This is a genomic window from Psychroflexus maritimus, assembly GCF_011089875.1.
GTDB classification, from domain to species: Bacteria; Bacteroidota; Bacteroidia; order Flavobacteriales; family Flavobacteriaceae; genus Psychroflexus; species Psychroflexus maritimus.
The window spans coordinates 1-18600 of the sequence record NZ_JAANAS010000002.1; the positions used below are offsets into that span (position 1 = coordinate 1).

18 protein-coding genes, 1 other RNA gene and 1 riboswitch are annotated in these 18600 nt (G+C 32.8%); of the genes, 13 read left to right on the plus strand and 6 right to left on the minus strand.

Annotation, left to right across the window (positions count from 1 at the left end; all coding sequences use genetic code 11):
* Window positions 1-487: 487 nt before the first annotated feature.
* Together G7034_RS01185 and G7034_RS01190 are read left to right on the plus strand one after the other, a co-directional pair.
* Window positions 488-2239 (plus strand): ABC transporter ATP-binding protein, encoded by a 1752-nt coding sequence (locus G7034_RS01185; protein WP_166399134.1) that lies wholly within the window; start codon window positions 488-490, stop codon window positions 2237-2239.
* Between the two features lie 73 nt (window positions 2240-2312).
* The gene (locus tag G7034_RS01190; protein ID WP_166399135.1) at window positions 2313-2651 is read left to right on the plus strand and encodes a PUR family DNA/RNA-binding protein; all 339 of its coding nucleotides are present in this window, start codon (window positions 2313-2315) and stop codon (window positions 2649-2651) included.
* A 62-nt stretch (window positions 2652-2713) separates the two neighbouring features.
* On the opposite strand, the gene G7034_RS01195 is transcribed toward G7034_RS01190, so the two are convergent.
* A complete protein-coding gene (locus tag G7034_RS01195; protein ID WP_166399136.1) occupies window positions 2714-3529 on the minus strand; it encodes an SDR family oxidoreductase in 816 nt (271 codons plus the stop codon).
* Window positions 3516-4724: an NAD(P)-dependent oxidoreductase gene (locus G7034_RS01200; protein WP_166399137.1), complete on the minus strand. Its 1209-nt coding sequence runs from the start codon at window positions 4722-4724 to the stop codon at window positions 3516-3518. The genes G7034_RS01195 and G7034_RS01200 overlap by 14 nt, the downstream gene beginning before the upstream one ends.
* Before the next feature lie 232 nt (window positions 4725-4956).
* Between G7034_RS01200 and ssrA the strand changes: the two genes are divergently transcribed.
* Window positions 4957-5357: a transfer-messenger RNA gene (gene ssrA, locus G7034_RS01205) on the plus strand.
* Window positions 5358-5436: 79 nt separating this feature from the next.
* Window positions 5437-5829: a DUF2721 domain-containing protein gene (locus G7034_RS01210; RefSeq protein WP_166399138.1), complete on the plus strand. Its 393-nt coding sequence runs from the start codon at window positions 5437-5439 to the stop codon at window positions 5827-5829.
* Between the two features lie 38 nt (window positions 5830-5867).
* On the opposite strand, the gene G7034_RS01215 is transcribed toward G7034_RS01210, so the two are convergent.
* The gene (locus G7034_RS01215; protein WP_166399139.1) at window positions 5868-7046 is read right to left on the minus strand and encodes a cysteine desulfurase family protein; all 1179 of its coding nucleotides are present in this window, start codon (window positions 7044-7046) and stop codon (window positions 5868-5870) included.
* A gap of 109 nt (window positions 7047-7155) precedes the next feature.
* Here G7034_RS01215 and G7034_RS01220 point away from each other — a divergent pair, with 109 nt between their 5' ends.
* A complete protein-coding gene (locus tag G7034_RS01220) occupies window positions 7156-7482 on the plus strand; it encodes a DUF6122 family protein (RefSeq protein WP_166399140.1) in 327 nt (108 codons plus the stop codon).
* 59 nt (window positions 7483-7541) lie between these two features.
* On the plus strand, window positions 7542-8048 hold the full coding sequence (locus tag G7034_RS01225; protein ID WP_166399141.1) for a TlpA family protein disulfide reductase: 507 nt from the start codon (window positions 7542-7544) through the stop codon (window positions 8046-8048).
* A gap of 210 nt (window positions 8049-8258) precedes the next feature.
* On the opposite strand, the gene guaB is transcribed toward G7034_RS01225, so the two are convergent.
* Both guaB and G7034_RS01235 read right to left on the minus strand, forming a co-directional pair.
* Entirely contained in the window at window positions 8259-9761 is a 1503-nt protein-coding gene (gene guaB / locus G7034_RS01230) for an IMP dehydrogenase (protein WP_394351930.1), read from the minus strand.
* A gap of 331 nt (window positions 9762-10092) precedes the next feature.
* Window positions 10093-10986: an ATP-binding cassette domain-containing protein gene (locus G7034_RS01235; protein ID WP_166399142.1), complete on the minus strand. Its 894-nt coding sequence runs from the start codon at window positions 10984-10986 to the stop codon at window positions 10093-10095.
* 240 nt (window positions 10987-11226) lie between these two features.
* Between G7034_RS01235 and G7034_RS01240 the strand changes: the two genes are divergently transcribed.
* From G7034_RS01240 to G7034_RS01270, 7 genes are all read left to right on the plus strand, one after another.
* On the plus strand, window positions 11227-11817 hold the full coding sequence (locus G7034_RS01240; RefSeq protein WP_166399143.1) for a sigma-70 family RNA polymerase sigma factor: 591 nt from the start codon (window positions 11227-11229) through the stop codon (window positions 11815-11817).
* 397 nt (window positions 11818-12214) lie between these two features.
* Window positions 12215-12484 (plus strand): 30S ribosomal protein S15, encoded by a 270-nt coding sequence (gene rpsO / locus G7034_RS01245; RefSeq protein WP_166399144.1) that lies wholly within the window; start codon window positions 12215-12217, stop codon window positions 12482-12484.
* 146 nt (window positions 12485-12630) lie between these two features.
* Window positions 12631-14826, plus strand: a complete 2196-nt coding sequence (locus tag G7034_RS01250) for a polyribonucleotide nucleotidyltransferase (RefSeq protein ID WP_166399145.1) — start codon at window positions 12631-12633, stop codon at window positions 14824-14826.
* Between the two features lie 167 nt (window positions 14827-14993).
* The gene (gene msrA / locus G7034_RS01255; RefSeq protein WP_166399146.1) at window positions 14994-15527 is read left to right on the plus strand and encodes a peptide-methionine (S)-S-oxide reductase MsrA; all 534 of its coding nucleotides are present in this window, start codon (window positions 14994-14996) and stop codon (window positions 15525-15527) included.
* 210 nt (window positions 15528-15737) lie between these two features.
* Entirely contained in the window at window positions 15738-16376 is a 639-nt protein-coding gene (locus tag G7034_RS01260; protein WP_166399147.1) for a peroxiredoxin, read from the plus strand.
* A 67-nt stretch (window positions 16377-16443) separates the two neighbouring features.
* Window positions 16444-16758 (plus strand): thioredoxin family protein, encoded by a 315-nt coding sequence (locus G7034_RS01265; RefSeq protein ID WP_166399148.1) that lies wholly within the window; start codon window positions 16444-16446, stop codon window positions 16756-16758.
* The gene (locus tag G7034_RS01270; protein ID WP_166399149.1) at window positions 16739-16990 is read left to right on the plus strand and encodes a DUF6952 family protein; all 252 of its coding nucleotides are present in this window, start codon (window positions 16739-16741) and stop codon (window positions 16988-16990) included. Before G7034_RS01265 ends, G7034_RS01270 begins: the two co-directional genes overlap by 20 nt.
* A 150-nt stretch (window positions 16991-17140) precedes the next feature.
* Here G7034_RS01270 and G7034_RS01275 read toward each other — a convergent pair whose 3' ends face one another.
* The gene (locus tag G7034_RS01275; RefSeq protein WP_166399150.1) at window positions 17141-18436 is read right to left on the minus strand and encodes a voltage-gated chloride channel family protein; all 1296 of its coding nucleotides are present in this window, start codon (window positions 18434-18436) and stop codon (window positions 17141-17143) included.
* A 14-nt stretch (window positions 18437-18450) separates the two neighbouring features.
* A riboswitch (Fluoride riboswitch) is annotated at window positions 18451-18513 on the minus strand.
* Window positions 18514-18600: the final 87 nt, after the last annotated feature.

Below are 18600 nucleotides of genomic sequence, written 5' to 3' on the forward strand. Positions count from 1 at the left end.
CGCCTTCTTTTATACAAAACCCTAACTAGTTAATAGTTGGGGTTTTTTTATGTCCAAATTTTAACAAAATATACCCATTAAGGGGTATATTTTTATACCACAAGCCCCCTTAAATTTGTAGAAAGAAAGCAGCGCAATGAAAACCATTAAAATATACAACGACAGTGTGTCTATTTGAATTACACTTTCATCCTATTTTTGGCCAAAAGAAAACTCCGATAACAAATCGGAGTTTTTTTGATTTATAATGAACTTGAAATAGGACAAAATCAATCATTGTTATAAATTTAGACAAGTTTATTTAATTTTAGGTTGTTATAGAGTTGATTATAGAAAAATTTATTTTAGTTTTCAATCTATTCTTATTACAAGTTACTTCACTTGACGTCGTTAATGAAAATTATACAAGACTAGTGCAATCTTATTTGGTAAAATATTGACATCTTCAGATTAAAATTTAATTACATTTGCAAAACAAATTTTTTTGATGGGAGAGTTAGCTTATTTAAATAAGTTTTTTGTAAAATATAAATGGCATTTAATTTTAGGCTTTATTATTACTGTGGGTGCTCGGGTTTTTACTCTAGTTACACCTAAGTTTATAGGCGAATCAACCAATGTGATTGAAGCTTATATTAACGGAGAGGTGACTGACTACCAAGCGGTAAAGGATGAACTACTAATTAATATCTTTATTATTATTGGTGCGGCAACTTTGTCTGCAATCTTAACTTTTCTAATGCGCCAAACTTTTATTGTAGCTTCTAGAAAAATAGAATTCGATTTAAAAAATGAAATTTATCAACAATATCAACGGCTTTCTCTTAACTTTTATAAAAAAAATAGGACAGGTGATTTAATGAATAGAATTAGTGAAGATGTTTCTAAAGTTAGAATGTATGTGGGCCCCGCACTCATGTATGGAGTTATGACACTCACTCTTTTTGTAGTAGCCATATCGTATATGCTTTACATAGCTCCTGTATTAACACTTTATGTTATGCTTCCTTTTCCCATCTTATCTTTTGCTATTTATAAATTAAGCGTTGCTATCAATCAACGAAGTACAGTTGTACAACAAGTACTTTCAAAATTAAATAGTTTTACACAAGAGAGTTTCAGTGGTATTGCTGTTGTGAAGTCATACGGGACTGAGGCTTTAGTTAATGAGGACTTTGTTCATTTGTCTAATGAAAGCAAATCAAAAAATATTGATTTAGTGAGGGTTCAGGCTTTTTTCTTTCCTTTGATGATTTTATTGATAGGATGTAGTAATTTATTAGTTTTATACATAGGAGGAACTCGCTATTTTAATGGTGAAATTGAAAATTTAGGAACTATTGTTGAGTTTTTGCTGTATGTAAATATGCTCACTTGGCCTGTAGCTTCAGTGGGTTGGATTACTTCAATGGTGCAACAAGCTTCAGCTTCACAAAAAAGAATTAATGAGTTTTTAAGTGCGCAACCTGAAATTCAAAATCACTCCAACTTGGTGCAGGAAATTAATGGTGAAATTGAATTTAAAAATGTTAGTTTTACCTACGATGATACGGGTATCCAAGCCTTAAAAGGAGTTTCTTTTAAATTGAAACGAGGAGAAAATTTAGTAATTATAGGCAAAACAGGCTCAGGTAAATCAACTCTATTAGAATTAATATCTCGACTTTATGATGTACAATCTGGAGAAATTTTGATTGATGGTCAGAAAATAGATTCAATTAATTTAAATTTATTAAGAGAAAGTATAGGTTATGTTCCTCAAGACTCATTTCTCTTTTCTGAAAGTATAGCCGATAATATTAAATTTGGTGACGCTGATGCAACTCAAGAAAAGATTGAGGAAGCTGCTAAAAATGCAGCAGTACACGAAAATATTCTTAATTTTAAGGAAGCATATAACACGGTACTTGGCGAACGAGGAATCACTCTTTCTGGAGGACAAAAGCAACGTATTTCAATTGCACGAGCTATTATAAGAAAGCCAAAAATTGTTCTATTTGATGATTGTCTTTCCGCTGTTGACACAGAAACTGAAGAAGCTATTTTTCAAAAACTAGAGGAGATTTCTGCAAATCGTACAGCAGTTATTGTAAGTCATCGAGTGTCTTCTGCTAGAAATGCCGACCAAGTAATTGTGTTGGATGAAGGCATAATTATTCAACAAGGAAAACATGAAGTTCTAATTGAAGCGGATGGCTATTATAAAAAACTTTATCAAGAACAACTTACTGAAAAATAATTTGAACTTTTTTTTGTTATTGTTTATATTTTTTTGATTTTTGGAACTTGTATAAATCTTAATTTTAAATTAAATGAGTGATCAAGGAATGATGACGAAAGAAGATATTTATTCGAAGATAATTCGCGCAGGGAGAAGAACTTACTTTTTTGATGTTCGATCAACAAGAGCAGACGATTATTATTTAACGATTACCGAAAGCAAAAAGTTTACTAATGATGATGGTTCTTTCCACTTCAGAAAACATAAGATTTATTTGTATAAAGAAGATTTTAACAATTTCAAAGAAGCATTAGACGAAGCAACTGATTTTATTATACGCGAGAAAGGGGAGGAAGTGATTAATGATCAGCAAGAAAACAATATAGAACAAAAGGAAAAGTTTACTGATGTAAGCTTTGATGATATATAGGCAAGTTTTTAAATTCTATTAAAAGTTAAAAAAGTTATAAGCCTTTCATTTAAGTAAATTTGCTATAGGTTATAATGTTTTTTTAAGAGACTTTCGTAAGTTTTTTGAGGAAGAAAACGCTTTAAGTAGATAGAAAATTTTTCAAGAAATCCACCCACTAAGTAATGCACTTTAGGTTTTCTACTTTTTATTATTTTTTCTATTTCTAAGGCTACCTTTTGAGCAGACATACCCTCATCTACATGGTTATCCATTAAATTTAATGAAGCCTGATAATTTTTAAAGTAAGGCGACTTTTCTTTGGCTACCGAATGAAACCTTCTAGATGCTATATTGGTAGCAATGTCTCCAGGAGCTAGGCAGCTTACTTGAATACCAAACTGCTCAATCTCCATCCGGTAAGCTTCAGAAACTTGAATTAGTGCTGCTTTTGATGCTGAATAAAAGCCACGATAGGGCAAGCCCATATATCCAGCAATAGAAGTAATGTTTATGATTTTTCCAAATTTGTTTTTCCGCATGTGCGGTATTACTTCATTTATAACTTGGCAAGTTCCAAATAGGTTGGCTTGAAATACATTTTCAACTTCTTTCAATGGGGTTTCTTCTGCGGGGCCAGTAATTCCTAAACCAGCATTATTTATTAATACATCAATTTTTCCTGCCTGCCGAATTACTTCTTCAATTGCCTTAGTGATGCTATCTGGCTGATTTAAATCTAAGGCAATCATTATCCAATTGTTGGTTGAAGATTTTGGTTTTCTGCTTGTTCCAAAAACTTGAAAACCTTGCTTGGATAACAGTTGAGCAGTAGCTTCTCCTATACCCGAAGAAGCTCCTGTAATAAGAACTGTTTTATGGAGCTTATTCTTTTCCATCTACGAAATCTTGTAAGTAGCTATACCTTGGTGTTAATTTTCCGTTTTCTGTCATTTTAGCACGCGCTAAAATTCCTTCTTTATCTTGATTTGCAAATGCAGTTATAACGTGTTTGGCAAACATTTCTCCAAAACCTTCACTGGCATCTTTTGGCAGCTCACAGGGAAGATTATCTACAGCCATTACTGAAATACTATTTGGTGTATTTAAATCTACTTCTTTTTCAGTTTTTGGATGGTAAGCGTAAAAGGGGTTGGCTATTGTTGAGGGTCTTATGGTGGAGGCTACAGGTCCGTCAATGTCACAACTTATATCAGCAACTAAGCGAATTCTAAAATCGGGTTTCTTAGCATCTTCTCTAGTAAATAAATACGGCGCTCCGTCACCATAAAAATGTCCAGCTATAAAATAATCAGTTTCTCTTGCAAACTTCATGAATTTAGAAACATAGGGCGAAGGGTCTTTGAAAAATTCTTTTTTGTTGCCTGGCTGTCCATCTTTTCTTCTATTATAATCCATTACATCAATTTGCGTATAAACAGCTTCGGCAAAAAATTGTTGGGCGTAATTACCTGGAGTAACTTGTTTGATATTAAGAGAATCTAGAATTTCTTTAGCTCCTTGAGCAACTTTTCCAAGACCCGTAAGACAGATTTTCAAATCTTTAGGAAGTTTAACTTTAGTTAATTCTTTTTTCATTGCTTTAAGGTCGGGTAGGCTTTCAGCTTTAGATAGTTGAAACGAATTATTTTTTATACCTAGCAGTCGAAATCCGTTATAGGCTCCTACTAACCCTGCATACCTTCCAAAGCCTATAAGGCGGGCTCCGTTGTTTTTAGTGATAACTTCATGGTCGAACAACTCAATTTTTTTTTCTAAAATGCTTCTTAACAGATTTCTGTTATAAGGTTGTTTTTTGATGGTATGCGAAAAGAAAAAGTATTTTTTTTGGGGAATTAAGTTAGGAATAGGAACTTCTTTAACACCTAATAAAACATCGCAATCTTCCATATTTTTAGTAATTAGGATGTCTTTTTCCTGATAGGAAGCATCATTAAAAATTCGAATATTTGAAGGTTCTACAACAAAGTTGAATTGGGGGTATTTTTTTTGTAATTGGTGTAATTTTTCAGGAGAAAAAACTACCCTTCTATCAGGTGGATTTTTTCGTTCTTTAATGATTCCGAACTTCATAAAAATATATATTATTAATTTTTGTAAAAAACTTCTTCAAATATAAGTGAATTATCTACTTTTGCAAGTCGAATTTGGGTTTCGATTTTAAAATTGATTGAATATATTGATTTGGGATTGTTAGTTTGCGTTAGGGATTGATGCGGCATCCTTTTTGGGCTTTAGTAAGTGGCCCAAAAAGATATAGCGGAAAGCCCGTTAAAACGCCCAAAAGAGTTCATTGAAAATTACTGGGGTCGATTTGGTTTTGACAGCAAGACCAATTGAATAGTAAGCACGTCGAGCGCTGGGATATAGCTCGTAAATCTCATATTTCACACTTTTTTAAACGGCGATAATAACTACGCCATGGCTGCGTAACCCGAAGTTTAGTACGGTATGCTTAGCCGCTACAAGGTAGTGGGCCATGATGTCTCTAGAAAGCCTTGATTTGCGGCGTTCCATACAGAGGCACCGATAAAGTAAATCTAGGAAAAGTAGGGCTTTGATGCTTTTTTGAAATTGATTGAGGCTAAGTTTTGGGTAGGTTGTTTTTAGCCAGCTCAAAATCGAAAATTTAAGTAAAAACTAAACGTGTAGAAGGCTGTTGAATTGCTTGTTTGGACGGGAGTTCGAGTCTCCCCGACTCCACATAAACCCCTTGTAAACTCTTGTTTGCAAGGGATTTTTTATTTTTAGGAGTTAATTTTTAAATAAACCAAAACTATTTTTTATGGAACTTTCTTTAACTACGCCAGCTTTGTTATTTCCTGCTATATCTTTGCTTTTATTAGCTTATACGAATCGATTTTTGACACTAGCTGGATTGATAAGAGATTTATACAAAAATTACCAAGTAAATAAAGATCAAGCTGTAAAAGACCAAATTTCAAATTTACAAAAACGTGTTTATTTAATTAAAAATATGCAACTTTCGGGAATCATTTCATTATTGTTTTGTGTAGGGAGTATGTTTGCTTTGTATGAAAATTGGTACACTCTTGGTAGTGTTGTTTTTGGTCTAGCTTTAGTTTTACTTATGATTTCACTAATTCAGTCAATTATTGAAATTCAAATAAGTGTAAAAGCCTTAAATATCCAACTTAGTGATATGGAAAAACAGTAGTGTTCATACTTAGAAATGAGTTATTTTGTTCATCTAAATTAAACGGTTACTGCATTTTTTGTGTTAGGATTTGAATGACTAAATTCGGTAAGCACCTTAATGGCGTAATCAATTTCTTCTTTCGTATTATTTTTACTGAATGAAAATCGCAATCCGGGTTTTTTTAGTCGTTCTTCATCGTAAATTTCATTAAGAACAAATGAGCCTTGATTGCTTCCACTTTGGCATGCACTCCCCTTAGAGCAGGCTATTCCTTTTAAGTCCAATTGAAATAAGAGTAGTGCAGCTAAGCTTTCATTTACTGGAAGGCTAAAATTTACTAAAGTGTAAGTGCTTCTGTTAAGATTTCCACTTTCACCATTAAAGAGAATTTCAGGGACATTCTTTTTTAATTGTTCTATAAAGTAAGACTTTAGTTCTAAAATGTATTTGCTTTCGGTGGCCAAGTTTTTTAAACTTAGTTCCAAGGCTTTTTCCATACCAAGAATTCCATGAACATTTTCTGTCCCAGCGCGACTTCCTTTTTCTTGACCTCCTCCTAAAATCATTGATTTTAAACCAAGCCCTTTTTTGGCATAAGCAAAGCCAACACCTTTGGGTCCGTGAAATTTATGTGCACTTGCTGCTAAAAAATCAACTTCTAGATCTTTTACATCGATTGCATAATGGCCTATTGATTGAACTGAATCACTATGCACAAGCGCTTGGTGTTGATGAGCTAATTGACAGACTTTTTTCAAATCAAGTAGGTTGCCAATTTCATTATTAATGTGCATTAAGCTAATTAAGGTTTTTTCTGAAGATTGATTTAAAAGTAACTCAAGTTGATGAAGATCTGGATTACCATTTTTGTCAAGGTTTAAAGCAATAAATTCAACTTGTTTTTGCGCTTCTAAAGCTAAAACGGTATTTAATACAGCGTGATGCTCAATTTTTGTTGAAATAATTCTTTTTATTCCGTGTTTTTGTACCGCACTTTTTAAAATAATATTATCTGCTTCGGTACCTCCAGAAGTAAAAATTAGTTCAGAAGCTTCCGCGTTAATGAGTTGAGCGATTGATTTTCTTGATTGTTCTATGGCTGATTTTGCCTTTCTTCCAAAAGTGTGACTAGAAGAAGGATTACCAAAATTTTCTAGCATACTTTCTTGCATGCAAGCTACTACTTCTTTTCGCATTTTGGTTGTTGCTGCATTGTCAAAATAAACAGAGTTCATAGGCTTACTATTAATTTAACAAAAGTAAATATTTTTACTTAAACAAGAACTATGATTACTACCCCCTGTTCATTTATTTCTTTTAAATTTGCCTAAAAAATAAGCTTGAATGTGGGTACATTTTCTGCACTATTTTCTCCATTTTGTTGCTATATTAGGTATAGCATACTGGTATAGGCCTGAAAAATGGAGGGTCAATTACCTTTTGCTTTTGTTAACTATGTTCATTGATTTAGATCACCTTTGGGCAAATCCAATTTTTGACCCTAATCGATGTAGTATTGGTTATCACTTATTCCACGATACTTTTTTTATTACTATCTACATAACTACTCTGCTAGTTTCTAAAAATTATTTCTTGAGATTAATTAGTTTGGGCTTAGTTTTTCATATTTTTACAGACGGTTTAGATTGTTTTCTTAATGAAACTTGGTAAGTATTAAATAAGTTTGAAAGCACACCCATACACTCAAGTTTTTAGTTTATAAATTGCTTATGAAAAAATATATAACACTTTTGTTATTAGTTCTCCTTTCTTGTAATGAAGACAATAAAGTTGAGCAAACTGAACATAGAGTTTGGGAATTAGCTGATATTCCTACTTTGAATTTTGATGAATTTGAGCCGATGCTTATTGAAACATCGAATCGTATTCAAGTAATTAATTTTTGGGCAACTTGGTGTGCTCCTTGTATAGAAGAAATGCCTTACTTTGAAGATTTAGCTGAAAAATATAAGGATAAAATTGATTTGAAATTTGTTAGTCTTGATAGACCAGAAGAAAAAGAATCTAAAGTATTGGTCTTTGCAAATAAAAAGAATATACGAAATGACATTATCTTGTTAGATGACCCACGTTCTCATTATTGGATTCCAAAAGTTTATGAAAACTGGAGTGGTGCTACACCAGCAACATTAATTTTTAACGCTGATACTAGATTGTTTTATGAAAAACCTTTTTCTAAAGAAGAACTAGAGCGGGAGTTAAAAAAGTTTATGTGATTTTAGTAGAGTTATCAGTTTTGTAAAGTTTATAGAATTTTAAACCAATAATGTAATTCTATAAAAAAGACTCTCAATAGCTATATCGCTAAAAAATCACTTTATTTTTTAAAAGCTATCTAATTTTTTTTGAAAAGATAATTTTTACTTATAAAACTTAAAAAGCCCATCAAAAATTAAATGATGGGCTTTTATTTAATTAGACTTTAACTATCTGCTGTAGTTTGGTGCTTCTTTAGTAATTGAAACATTATGCGGGTGACTTTCCATAATTCCAGAAGGGGTGATTTCAACAAATTGAGTTTTAGTTTTCATGTCGTCAATATTTTTGGCACCACAATATCCCATTCCAGCTCTTAGTCCACCAATAAATTGAACCATACTTTCTAATAACTCGCCCTTGTACGGAACTCTTCCTACAATTCCTTCAGGGACTAATTTCTTAATATCGTCTTCAACATCCTGAAAATAACGGTCTTTTGAACCTTTTTTCATGGCTTCTACAGAACCCATTCCTCGGTAAGATTTAAACTTTCTACCTTCGTAGATAATTGTTTCGCCAGGCGACTCTTTAGTTCCTGCCAATAATGAACCTAGCATAACTGCATCTGCACCTGCTGCAATAGCTTTAGGAATATCTCCGGTGTACCTAATTCCTCCGTCGGCAATTACTGGAATGCCGCTTCCTTGAATAGCTTGAGCAACTTCCATTACTGCAGAAAGTTGAGGGTAACCAACCCCTGCAACAATACGCGTGGTACAAATTGAGCCTGGCCCAATACCTACCTTAACTGCATCAGCCCCTGCTTCAACTAAGTATTTTGCAGCGTCTGCAGTAGCAATATTACCAACAATTACATCTAAGTTTTTAAATTTAGCTTTTACGGCTTTTAACACATCAACAACTCCTTTGGTGTGTCCATGTGCTGTATCAATAATAACTGCGTCAACGCCTGCTTTTACTAGAGCTTCAGCTCTTTCAACAGCATCTGCTGTAACCCCTAAAGCTGCTGCAACTCTTAGTCTGCCGTAATTATCCTTGTTGGCATCGGGTTTTTGGGTAAGCTTAGTAATATCTCTAAAAGTTATTAAACCAATTAAAGTGTTGTTGTCTTTCACTACCGGTAATTTCTCTATTTTATTTTCTTGAAGAATAACTTCAGCTTGTTTTAAGGAGGTACCTTCAGCAACCGTAACTAAATTTTTTGAAGTCATTACTTCAGTAATAGGTCGGTTGTTATCTTTTTCAAACCGTAAATCGCGGTTAGTTACAATCCCTAATAATTTTTTGTGTTCATCAACAATTGGGATTCCACCAATGCTGTGTTCTTTCATATTTTTTTTAGCATCACCAATGTTAGCGGAAGCAGGAAGGGTAACAGGGTCTATAATCATGCCACTTTCAGCTCGCTTAACTTTTCTAACCTTTAAGGCTTGCTGTTCAATAGTCATATTTTTATGCAATACGCCAATACCACCTTCACGAGCAATAGCAATAGCCATTCTTGATTCAGTAACTGTATCCATTGCCGCTGAAATTACAGGAACATTTAGACTAATATTTCTTGAAAATTTTGTTTTAATACTAACTTTTCTAGGAAGTACTTCAGAGTAAGCAGGAACTAATAATACGTCATCGTAGGTAAGTCCTCTCTCTTTTATTTTATTTAGGTGAGCCATGGCAATTAGATTTAATTGCGTGCAAATATACATTTTTTGAATTTAATATCAGTTTTTTAACTTATTAAGTTTAACAGCTTAATTGCCTTTAAATAGGTTGATATTTAATTTAAAATTTTTGAAGCTTTAACGTCTAGATAAGTTAAACTTTTTTTCTCAGAGTTAATTTGAAAGTCTTTTTTTTGTTGAATTCAAGTATATTTAATCAACTACTAAAACCATCATAGCTTGAAGAGGTGGTGTTTTGGCTAAATAAAAAGCGCTGAATAAAATAAAAGTTGAACCTACTTTTCAAGGAAATTTTGCATATTTAAAAGAGTAAGTTATTTAAATTCTGTTTGGGAAAAATTAATTTTGAAGTAGATTATTTAATAAGTTCTAAAAAATAATTTTCTAAACTTTGATTAACTTTGTTCAAGCTAACTATTTTAAGCCCTATGTCATGAGCTAAATCAAACACCTTAGGCCGCATATCTATTTCAGTAGAAAAGTAAATTTCATAAACAAAACCTTTCGTATTAATCACATTATCTACATTAGGAAGGATTTCTAGTGCAACTTTTTCCACGCGGTAGTCAAATTCAACCTCAATAATTTGTTGCTTATAAGAATTAAAATTGTTCATCATTTTGTCTGCAATTAATTCTCCTTTATTAATAATCAAAACCCTTTCGCAGAGCGCTTCTACTTCTTGCATAATATGGGTTGAAATCAATACTGTTGTAGATTTACTAATTTCCTTAATTAAATTTCGTATTTCTACTAATTGTTTTGGGTCAAAGCCTGAAGTTGGCTCATCAAGAATCAAAACTTTAGGCTCATGAATGATTGCAGCGGCAAAACCAACTCGTTGTTTATAGCCTTTAGATAACTGTTCTATTTTTTTATGCGCTTCTTTTTCTAAACGTGTAATATCAATGACTTCATCAATTCTTTTGGATGGTAATTGGTGAATATTTCTATGAAACTCTAAATATTCACGAACATACATTTCATCGTACAGTGGATTTTGCTCAGGCAAGTACCCAATAGTTTTTTGCGCGTTAATCTTGTTGTTTGCTAGGGAGATTTGATTAATTTTAGCTTCTCCATTATTAGGTATTAAATACCCTGTAATAATTTTCATTAGAGTTGATTTACCCGCACCATTTGGGCCTAATAAACCAGTAATTTGACCCGCAGGAATTTCAAAATTAATGTTACTTAAAACCCTTTGTTTTCCATAAGACTTAGTAAGGTTAACTACTTTAATAGACATTCAATTTTTTTTTCAAATATAGTTAAATTCAAATGTACCACAAGAAAGCTTAGTTTGAGATTTTAAAGGAATTAGTAAAGAAAATAATTGCTTGTTAAAAATGTTAAAATTCTTGACATGCTTTTTCATTAACTTTCCTATTTATATATTAGCAATCTAAATTTAAAATTTAAGCTATAGGACATAATTACTTTTAATATAACATTTTGAAATAAAATCAATTGTTTAAACAGTTTTATTATGTCACTAGATAAATCGTTACCTGATGCTTACTACATCAAAAATTATTTAGCCGGAAAAGAGTACGCATTAGAAATACTTATCAACCGCCACGAGCAACGTGTTTACAATTTTATTTTTTCAAAAGTGTATGATCGAGATATTGCAAACGATATCTTTCAAGACACTTTTATGAAAGTAATACGGACATTAAAAAGAGGTAAGTACAATGAAGAAGGAAAGTTTTTACCTTGGTTAATGCGGATAGCTCATAATTTGATTATTGATCATTTTAGAAAGCAAAAGCGAATGCCTAAATATAAAAGCAAAGGTGATTTTAATATTTTTTCGGTAATTGATGATGGCGAATTAGACGTGGAAACAAAAATTATAAAGAGCCAAATTGAAGGTGATATAAAAGAACTCATTAAAGAATTACCTGACGATCAGTTGCAGGTTTTAGAAATGCGAATTTTTAAGGAGATGAGTTTTAAGGATATAGCTGATTTAACAGAAGTTAGCATCAATACCGCATTAGGACGGATGCGCTATGCACTTATTAACCTTAGGAAAATTATAGAAGAAAGGAAAATAATTATTCATCAATCATAAAATAAAATCATTTTATTTTCGTTATTTAATCAAATTTAAATAAATTATATGACGAAAGATTACTTAACAAAAAAGACAAAAGATTTGCAATTAAAGCCTAAGGCTAGTGTTAAAAGATTTCTTTTAGACTATTCCAAATCTTTACAAGTTACCCAATGTAGAGGTAAGGAGTTTGAAACTATCTTAAATTGAAAAATTGTTGTTAAAGCACCCTTTAGTTAATTTGCTATAGGGTGTTTTAATTAATAAAAGATGGTTTATTCAATGCTAGAAGTTTTTTCAAAAAAACATTTTATTTATTCACAAGGATTATTTCCTATTATAAAATATAATTTTATATTTGCCGGCTGATAGAAAGTCTATCAAATTACATAATAATCATTGAAATAATATTGGCATGTATTTGACAAAAGAAACAAAAAGTGAGTTATTTGCTAAACACGGCAAAAACGAAAAAGACACCGGTTCTGCAGAAGGACAAATTGCATTATTAACGGCAAGAATTCTTCATATTTCAGAACACATGAAACAAAACAAGAAAGATTTTAATTCAAAAAAATCTCTTGTTAAATTAGTAGGTAAGCGAAGAAATCTACTCAACTATTTAATGAAAAAGGATATTACTAGATATAGAAGTATCATTAAAGAATTAGGATTGAGAAAATAATTTATTTGAGGGGCTTTATTGCCCCTTTTTTTATACCTTTACTTAAAATAATTAAGCCAGCTTTTCTTCAGTTTGATATAAACCCACCACAACACAACAACTCGGGTCAACCGAAAAATCTGAATTTAATTATTTAATAAAACACTATGATTCCAGAAAGTTTTAAAGAGATCATCATCTTAGATGATGGCAGAGAAATTTCCTTAGAAACAGGAAAATTAGCCAAACAAGCCCACGGTTCTGTTGTGGTAAGAATGGGAGACACAATGTTACTGTGTACTGTTGTTTCTTCTCGTACTCCAAGTACCATGGATTTCTTTCCACTAACTGTAGATTACAGAGAAAAATTTGCAGCAGCAGGAAGATACCCTGGTGGCTTCATGAAAAGAGAAGCTAGACCAAGTAATGAAGAAATTTTAATCATGCGTTTAGTAGATCGCGTGCTTCGCCCTCTTTTTCCTAGCGATTACCGCTATGAAACACAGGTAATGATTCAATTAATGTCTCATGACGAAACTGTTGTGCCCGATGCTTTAGCTGGTTTAGCCGCTTCTGCTGCTATTCAGTTGTCTGATATTCCTTTTGAATGTCCTATTTCAGAAGTTCGTGTTGCACGAGTACATGGCGAATTTATTGTAAATCCTTCGCATGACCAACTAGCTGAAGCTGATATGGACGTCATTGTTGGTGCTTCTGAAGACAGCGTATCTATGGTTGAAGGACTTATGGACGAATGTTCTGAAGAAGAAATGGCTGAAGCCATAAAAGTAGGTCATGATGCTATTAAAACACAATGTCAAGCACAGGTTCGCTTAGCTGAAAAAGTGGGTAAAAAAGAAACTCGTGAGTATGAGCCACTTCCAAGCGATGAAGAATTAGAGAAAAAGATTTTTGATGCGGTATATGATAAAGCTTATGCGATTACCGAAAAAGCTTTAGGCAAGGCAGAACGCGGAGAAGCTTTTACTAATTTAAAAGAGTTAGTGAAAGAAATGTTTACCGAGGAAGAACTAGAAGAACATGGTAAAATGATTTCTGGATATTTTAAGGAGGCACAGAAAAAGGCAGTAAGAGATTATACGCTTAAAAATAAAATTCGTTTAGACGGAAGAAAACTAGATGAAATTAGGCCAATTTGGTGCGAGGTTGATTATTTACCCTCTACTCATGGTTCAGCTATTTTTACTCGTGGTGAAACACAAGCTCTAGCAACAGTAACCTTAGGTACTTCGAGAGAAGCGAATATGGTAGATAATCCTACGCTTCAAGATGAAGAAACTTTCTACCTACATTATAACTTCCCTCCATTTTGTACAGGTGAAGCTTACCCAATTAGAGGGACTTCAAGACGTGAAATTGGTCATGGTAATTTAGCGCAACGCGCACTTCAAGGAATGATTCCTGAAGATTGCCCATACACTGTTCGTGTTGTTTCTGAAGTTTTAGAATCTAATGGTTCTTCATCTATGGCAACCGTATGTGCAGGAACAATGTCGTTAATGGACGCCGGTATTCAGCTTAAAAAACCTGTTTCAGGTATTGCGATGGGATTGATTTCTGAAGGTGATGATTACGCTGTACTGTCTGATATACTTGGTGATGAAGATGCTTTAGGTGATATGGACTTTAAAGTTACGGGTACCGAAGACGGAATTACAGCATGTCAGATGGATATTAAAGTAAAAGGACTTTCCTACGAAATCTTAGTTAAAGCACTTAAACAGGCTAGAGAAGGTAGGTTGCATATATTAGGTAAATTAACTGAAACAATTGCACAACCAAATACTTCAGTGAAAGCACATGCTCCAAAAATTATCACCAGAACTATTCCAGGTGATTATATAGGAAGCTTTATTGGTCCTGGTGGCAAGCATATTCAAGAGCTTCAAAAAAACACTGAAACTACCATTGTAATTAACGAAGTTGATGAGCAGGGAGTAGTTGAAATTTTAGGAACAAACCAAGAAGGAATTGACCAAGTACTTCAGAAAATTGAATCCATGTTATTCAAACCTGAAGTAGGAAGTGTTTATGAAGTGAAAGTAATTAAACTGCTTGATTTTGGTGCGGTTGTAGAATACTTAGACGCTCCAGGTAATGAAGTTTTACTTCATATCTCTGAATTGGCTTGGGAACGAACTAACGATGTAAACGATGTGTTAAAACTTGGTGATGTAATTGATGTGAAATACTTTGGTATAGATCCAAGAACTAGAAAAGAAAAAGTTTCTAGAAAGGCATTATTAGCAAAGCCAGAAGGTTATAAAGAACGTCCTAAAGGAAATTCAGATAGAAATAACAGAAACAATAACGATAGAAGAAACAATAGAAACAGAGATTAATTATTGTTTTATTCTTTCAAACAAACTACTACCTCAAGCTCTTCAGCTTGAGGTTGTTTTTTTATAATCAGAAATTATAGCTAAAATTTAGTGAACTTGTTGTTATTCGCTTTTAATTTGTTTTATTTGTTTAATATTTAAAGACATAAAGTTAAACAAATTATAATATGAATTTACAAACAGCAACTTTAGCAAACGGTTGCTTTTGGTGTACAGAAGCGGTTTTTCAACGACTAAATGGTGTAATTAAGGTGCAATCAGGCTTCACCGGCGGAAAAATAAAAAACCCACCATACCGAGAAGTAGTTATGGGAAGAACTGGGCATGCTGAAGCTATTCAGGTTGAATTTGATGAGGAAGTTGTTAGCTATAAAACCATATTGAAGGTGTTTTTTAGCACCCATGACCCTACTACTTTAAATCGTCAAGGATACGATGTAGGAACACAGTATCGAAGTGCTATTTTTTATCATTCTCAAAAACAAAAGCAAACAGCAATGAAATTAATAACTAATCTGAACAAAGATGTTTTTACCAATCAACCTATTGTTACTGAAGTTACCGCAGCCTCAACCTTTTATCAAGCCGAAAAAGACCATCAAAATTTTTATAACAACAATTCAGAATTTAGATATTGCCAACTTATTATTGATCCGAAATTGAATCATATAAAGGAACATTTTGCACATTTACTGAAATAACTAGCCGCTTTTTCACTTCTCTGTTGTTTGTATTTTAATTATGCTGAATGGACCAATTTTTTGTATAAACTTTTCTTATCAGTAAAGTTTATTTTCATAAACTATAACTATAATTAAAATCTATTGTAATATAAAAAATCATAAGTAAAATTTAGCATATTAACTAAGTAAGTGTTTTAATTTTGCAACATAAACTTAAAAATTAGAATTATGTCAATTGTTGGAAAAAAATTCCCAAACTTGAATGTAGATGCCATGAATGATATGGGAGATACTTTTAAAATCAATGTTTTAGAAAAAGCGAAGAAAGAAAACAAAAAAGTATTGTTGTTCTGGTATCCAAAAGATTTCACCTATGTATGCCCCACCGAATTACATGCTTTTCAAGAAGCTTTAGCAGACCTTGAAAAAAGAAATGTAATGGTTATTGGAGCCTCATGTGATACTCCAGAAGTTCATTTTGCGTGGTTAAATACACCTAAAGACGATGGCGGTATAGAAGGAGTGACTTACCCAATTTTAGCCGATTCTAATAGAAATTTGAGTCGTCAATTAGGAATTTTAGATATTACTGGCGAACGCTATGATGAAGAAACCGGAGATTATATTGTTGAAGGAGACAATGTAACTTATCGTGCTACTTACTTAATAGACGAAGAAGGTACCGTTTTTCATGAAGGTGTTAATCACATGCCATTAGGAAGAAATGTTGCCGAATTTATTCGTATGATTGATGCTTATGCACACGTTCAGAAGCATGGTGAAGTTTGCCCAGCTAACTGGGAAGAAGGAAAAGATGCTATGAAAGCTGATCGTAAAAGTACAGCTTCATATTTAGCTTCTAAATAATAAAGTAAAGAAAAAGAAAAACAAAAAGCCCGTCCTTGGGTGGGCTTTTTTAAATTAAACAAATGTTATGTTACAAGAATTAGAGAACGATCAATTAAAAGAAATTGTTGATAACAATGAAAAAGTTGTTGTTCAATATATGGCTTCTTGGTGTGGAAACTGCCGATTAATGAAGCCGAAATTTAAGAAATTAGCAGGAGAAAATGAAACTATCCCTTTCGTTTTTGTGGATGCTGAAAAATATCCTGAATCAAGAAAATTAGCTAATGTTGACAATCTACCAACCTTTGCTACATTTGTAGGAGGTGAGTTTAAAAATCAAGTACAGACTAACAAATTTGAATCTTTAAAAGAACTAGTTGATGAAGTTACCAATAATTAAACACTTACAGAAAAACAATGATGCTGAAAAGCTTCAGCATAGCATGGATGTCTTAGAATCTTTTTGCGAGCATCGATCGGTGAAAGAAAATGAAATGGATGTGGCTGGCGAACTTATCACAAATATAGCAGGAGCTATTGAAATGCATAAGTTAGTTGAAGAAGGTATGAGCGAGAAAGATGCAGCTAATACATTTGCCCAAAGGGTTCTTGGTTCCATTGATCGAAACTAGCTCCTGTATTATAGGATTATAAAACTGCAGTATTACTGCGGTTTTTCTTGTATAAACATGCCTCAATAGTTTCCTCTGACTCCTTTAATCGGCTTAATTGACTTCATAATAATTGCGTCTAAACTAATCTGGTATTCCTAACTCAGGTTATTAGCTTTTATCATCCCTCTGACTTATCTTTTTTCCTTTTAAGTAGCTAAACAAATTGTGTTTTGGGCTTCCAATAATTTGTGAGGTATAAACACTTGTGTGTCCTGAAAAAAAGTAAGCGGTTACACAAGCTAAGGCAATATATAAACCCGCTTCTATTCCAAATAACTCAATTCCCATAATAATGCAAGCTAATGGTGTGTTTGTAGCTCCGGCAAAAACAGCAACAAAACCCATCCCCGCCAACAAACTCATGGGTAAGGGGAGGATTAAAAATAAAGCATTGCCTAAGGTGGCTCCCATAAAAAACAGCGGTGTAACTTCGCCTCCTTTAAATCCTGCACCTAAAGTAAAAGCGGTCAAAACAACTTTGATTAGAAAATCGTAGGAGGTGAGTTGTGTGTGAAAAGCTTCTTCAATAATAGGAATACCTAACCCTATATATTTAGTAGTTCCAGCAAAAAACACAAACCCTGCAATAAAGATTCCTCCAATAAATGGTCTTAGAGGAGCAAATTTAATTTTTGAAAATAAGCTTTTCCAAAAAACTTTTAAGCGAGAAAATAACATGGCGGTTAATCCAAAGCAAATTCCTGCAACAATAGTCCAGCCTAAGTTAGGTAAATTCATTTGAGCAACTTCAGAAATTACATAAACTGTATGTGGTACATTCCAAACTTCAACACAAAAATAATCAGCAATAATAGCAACTATAAGACTAGGAAAAATGGCTTCGTATCTAATTCGTCCTATAATAAGCACCTCTAACGCAAAAACTGAACCTGCTAATGGAGTTCCAAAAACTGCCGCAAACCCAGCACTCATCCCCATAATTAAAAGAATTTTTCGTTCATTATCATGTAATCTGAAAAGCTTAGTGAATTGATCTGCAATAGCTCCGCCTATTTGTACTGCAGTACCTTCTCTTCCTGCAGACCCACCAAAAAGGTGAGTTGCTACCGTACCAAAAAGTACAAGTGGAGCCATTTTAAAAGGAATTCTTTTTTTTGATTGATAGTATTCTTCTAAGAGTAAGTTGTTTCCTTTTTCTACTCCTTTTCCTAGCCAAAAGTAAGTAAAACCAATAATTAATCCTCCAATAGGTAAAAGAGAAATAATAAGCAAGTTAGCTTCTCTATAATTTGTAGCGGCTTTTAATGCTAAAAGAAAAATTGCTGTCGCGCTTCCTACTAAACCACCAACAATTAAACTAATCAGTGTCCATTTGAATAGGTAATGAAACAATTTGAATTGTTCAATAGTATAAATACTTTTTTTTAGGGTACTAAATTTCATCTACATAACATTTATGTTAAATAGACGTCATTAGTCGGTGAAGACGATTCGGGGCAGACATCATTGCCAATTTATATTCTACAAAATTAAATTAAAGAATCCAAACTACCAAATATCATTTAAATAGGCTTTCAATTCATTAGATTAAAACAGAAGGTTATAAA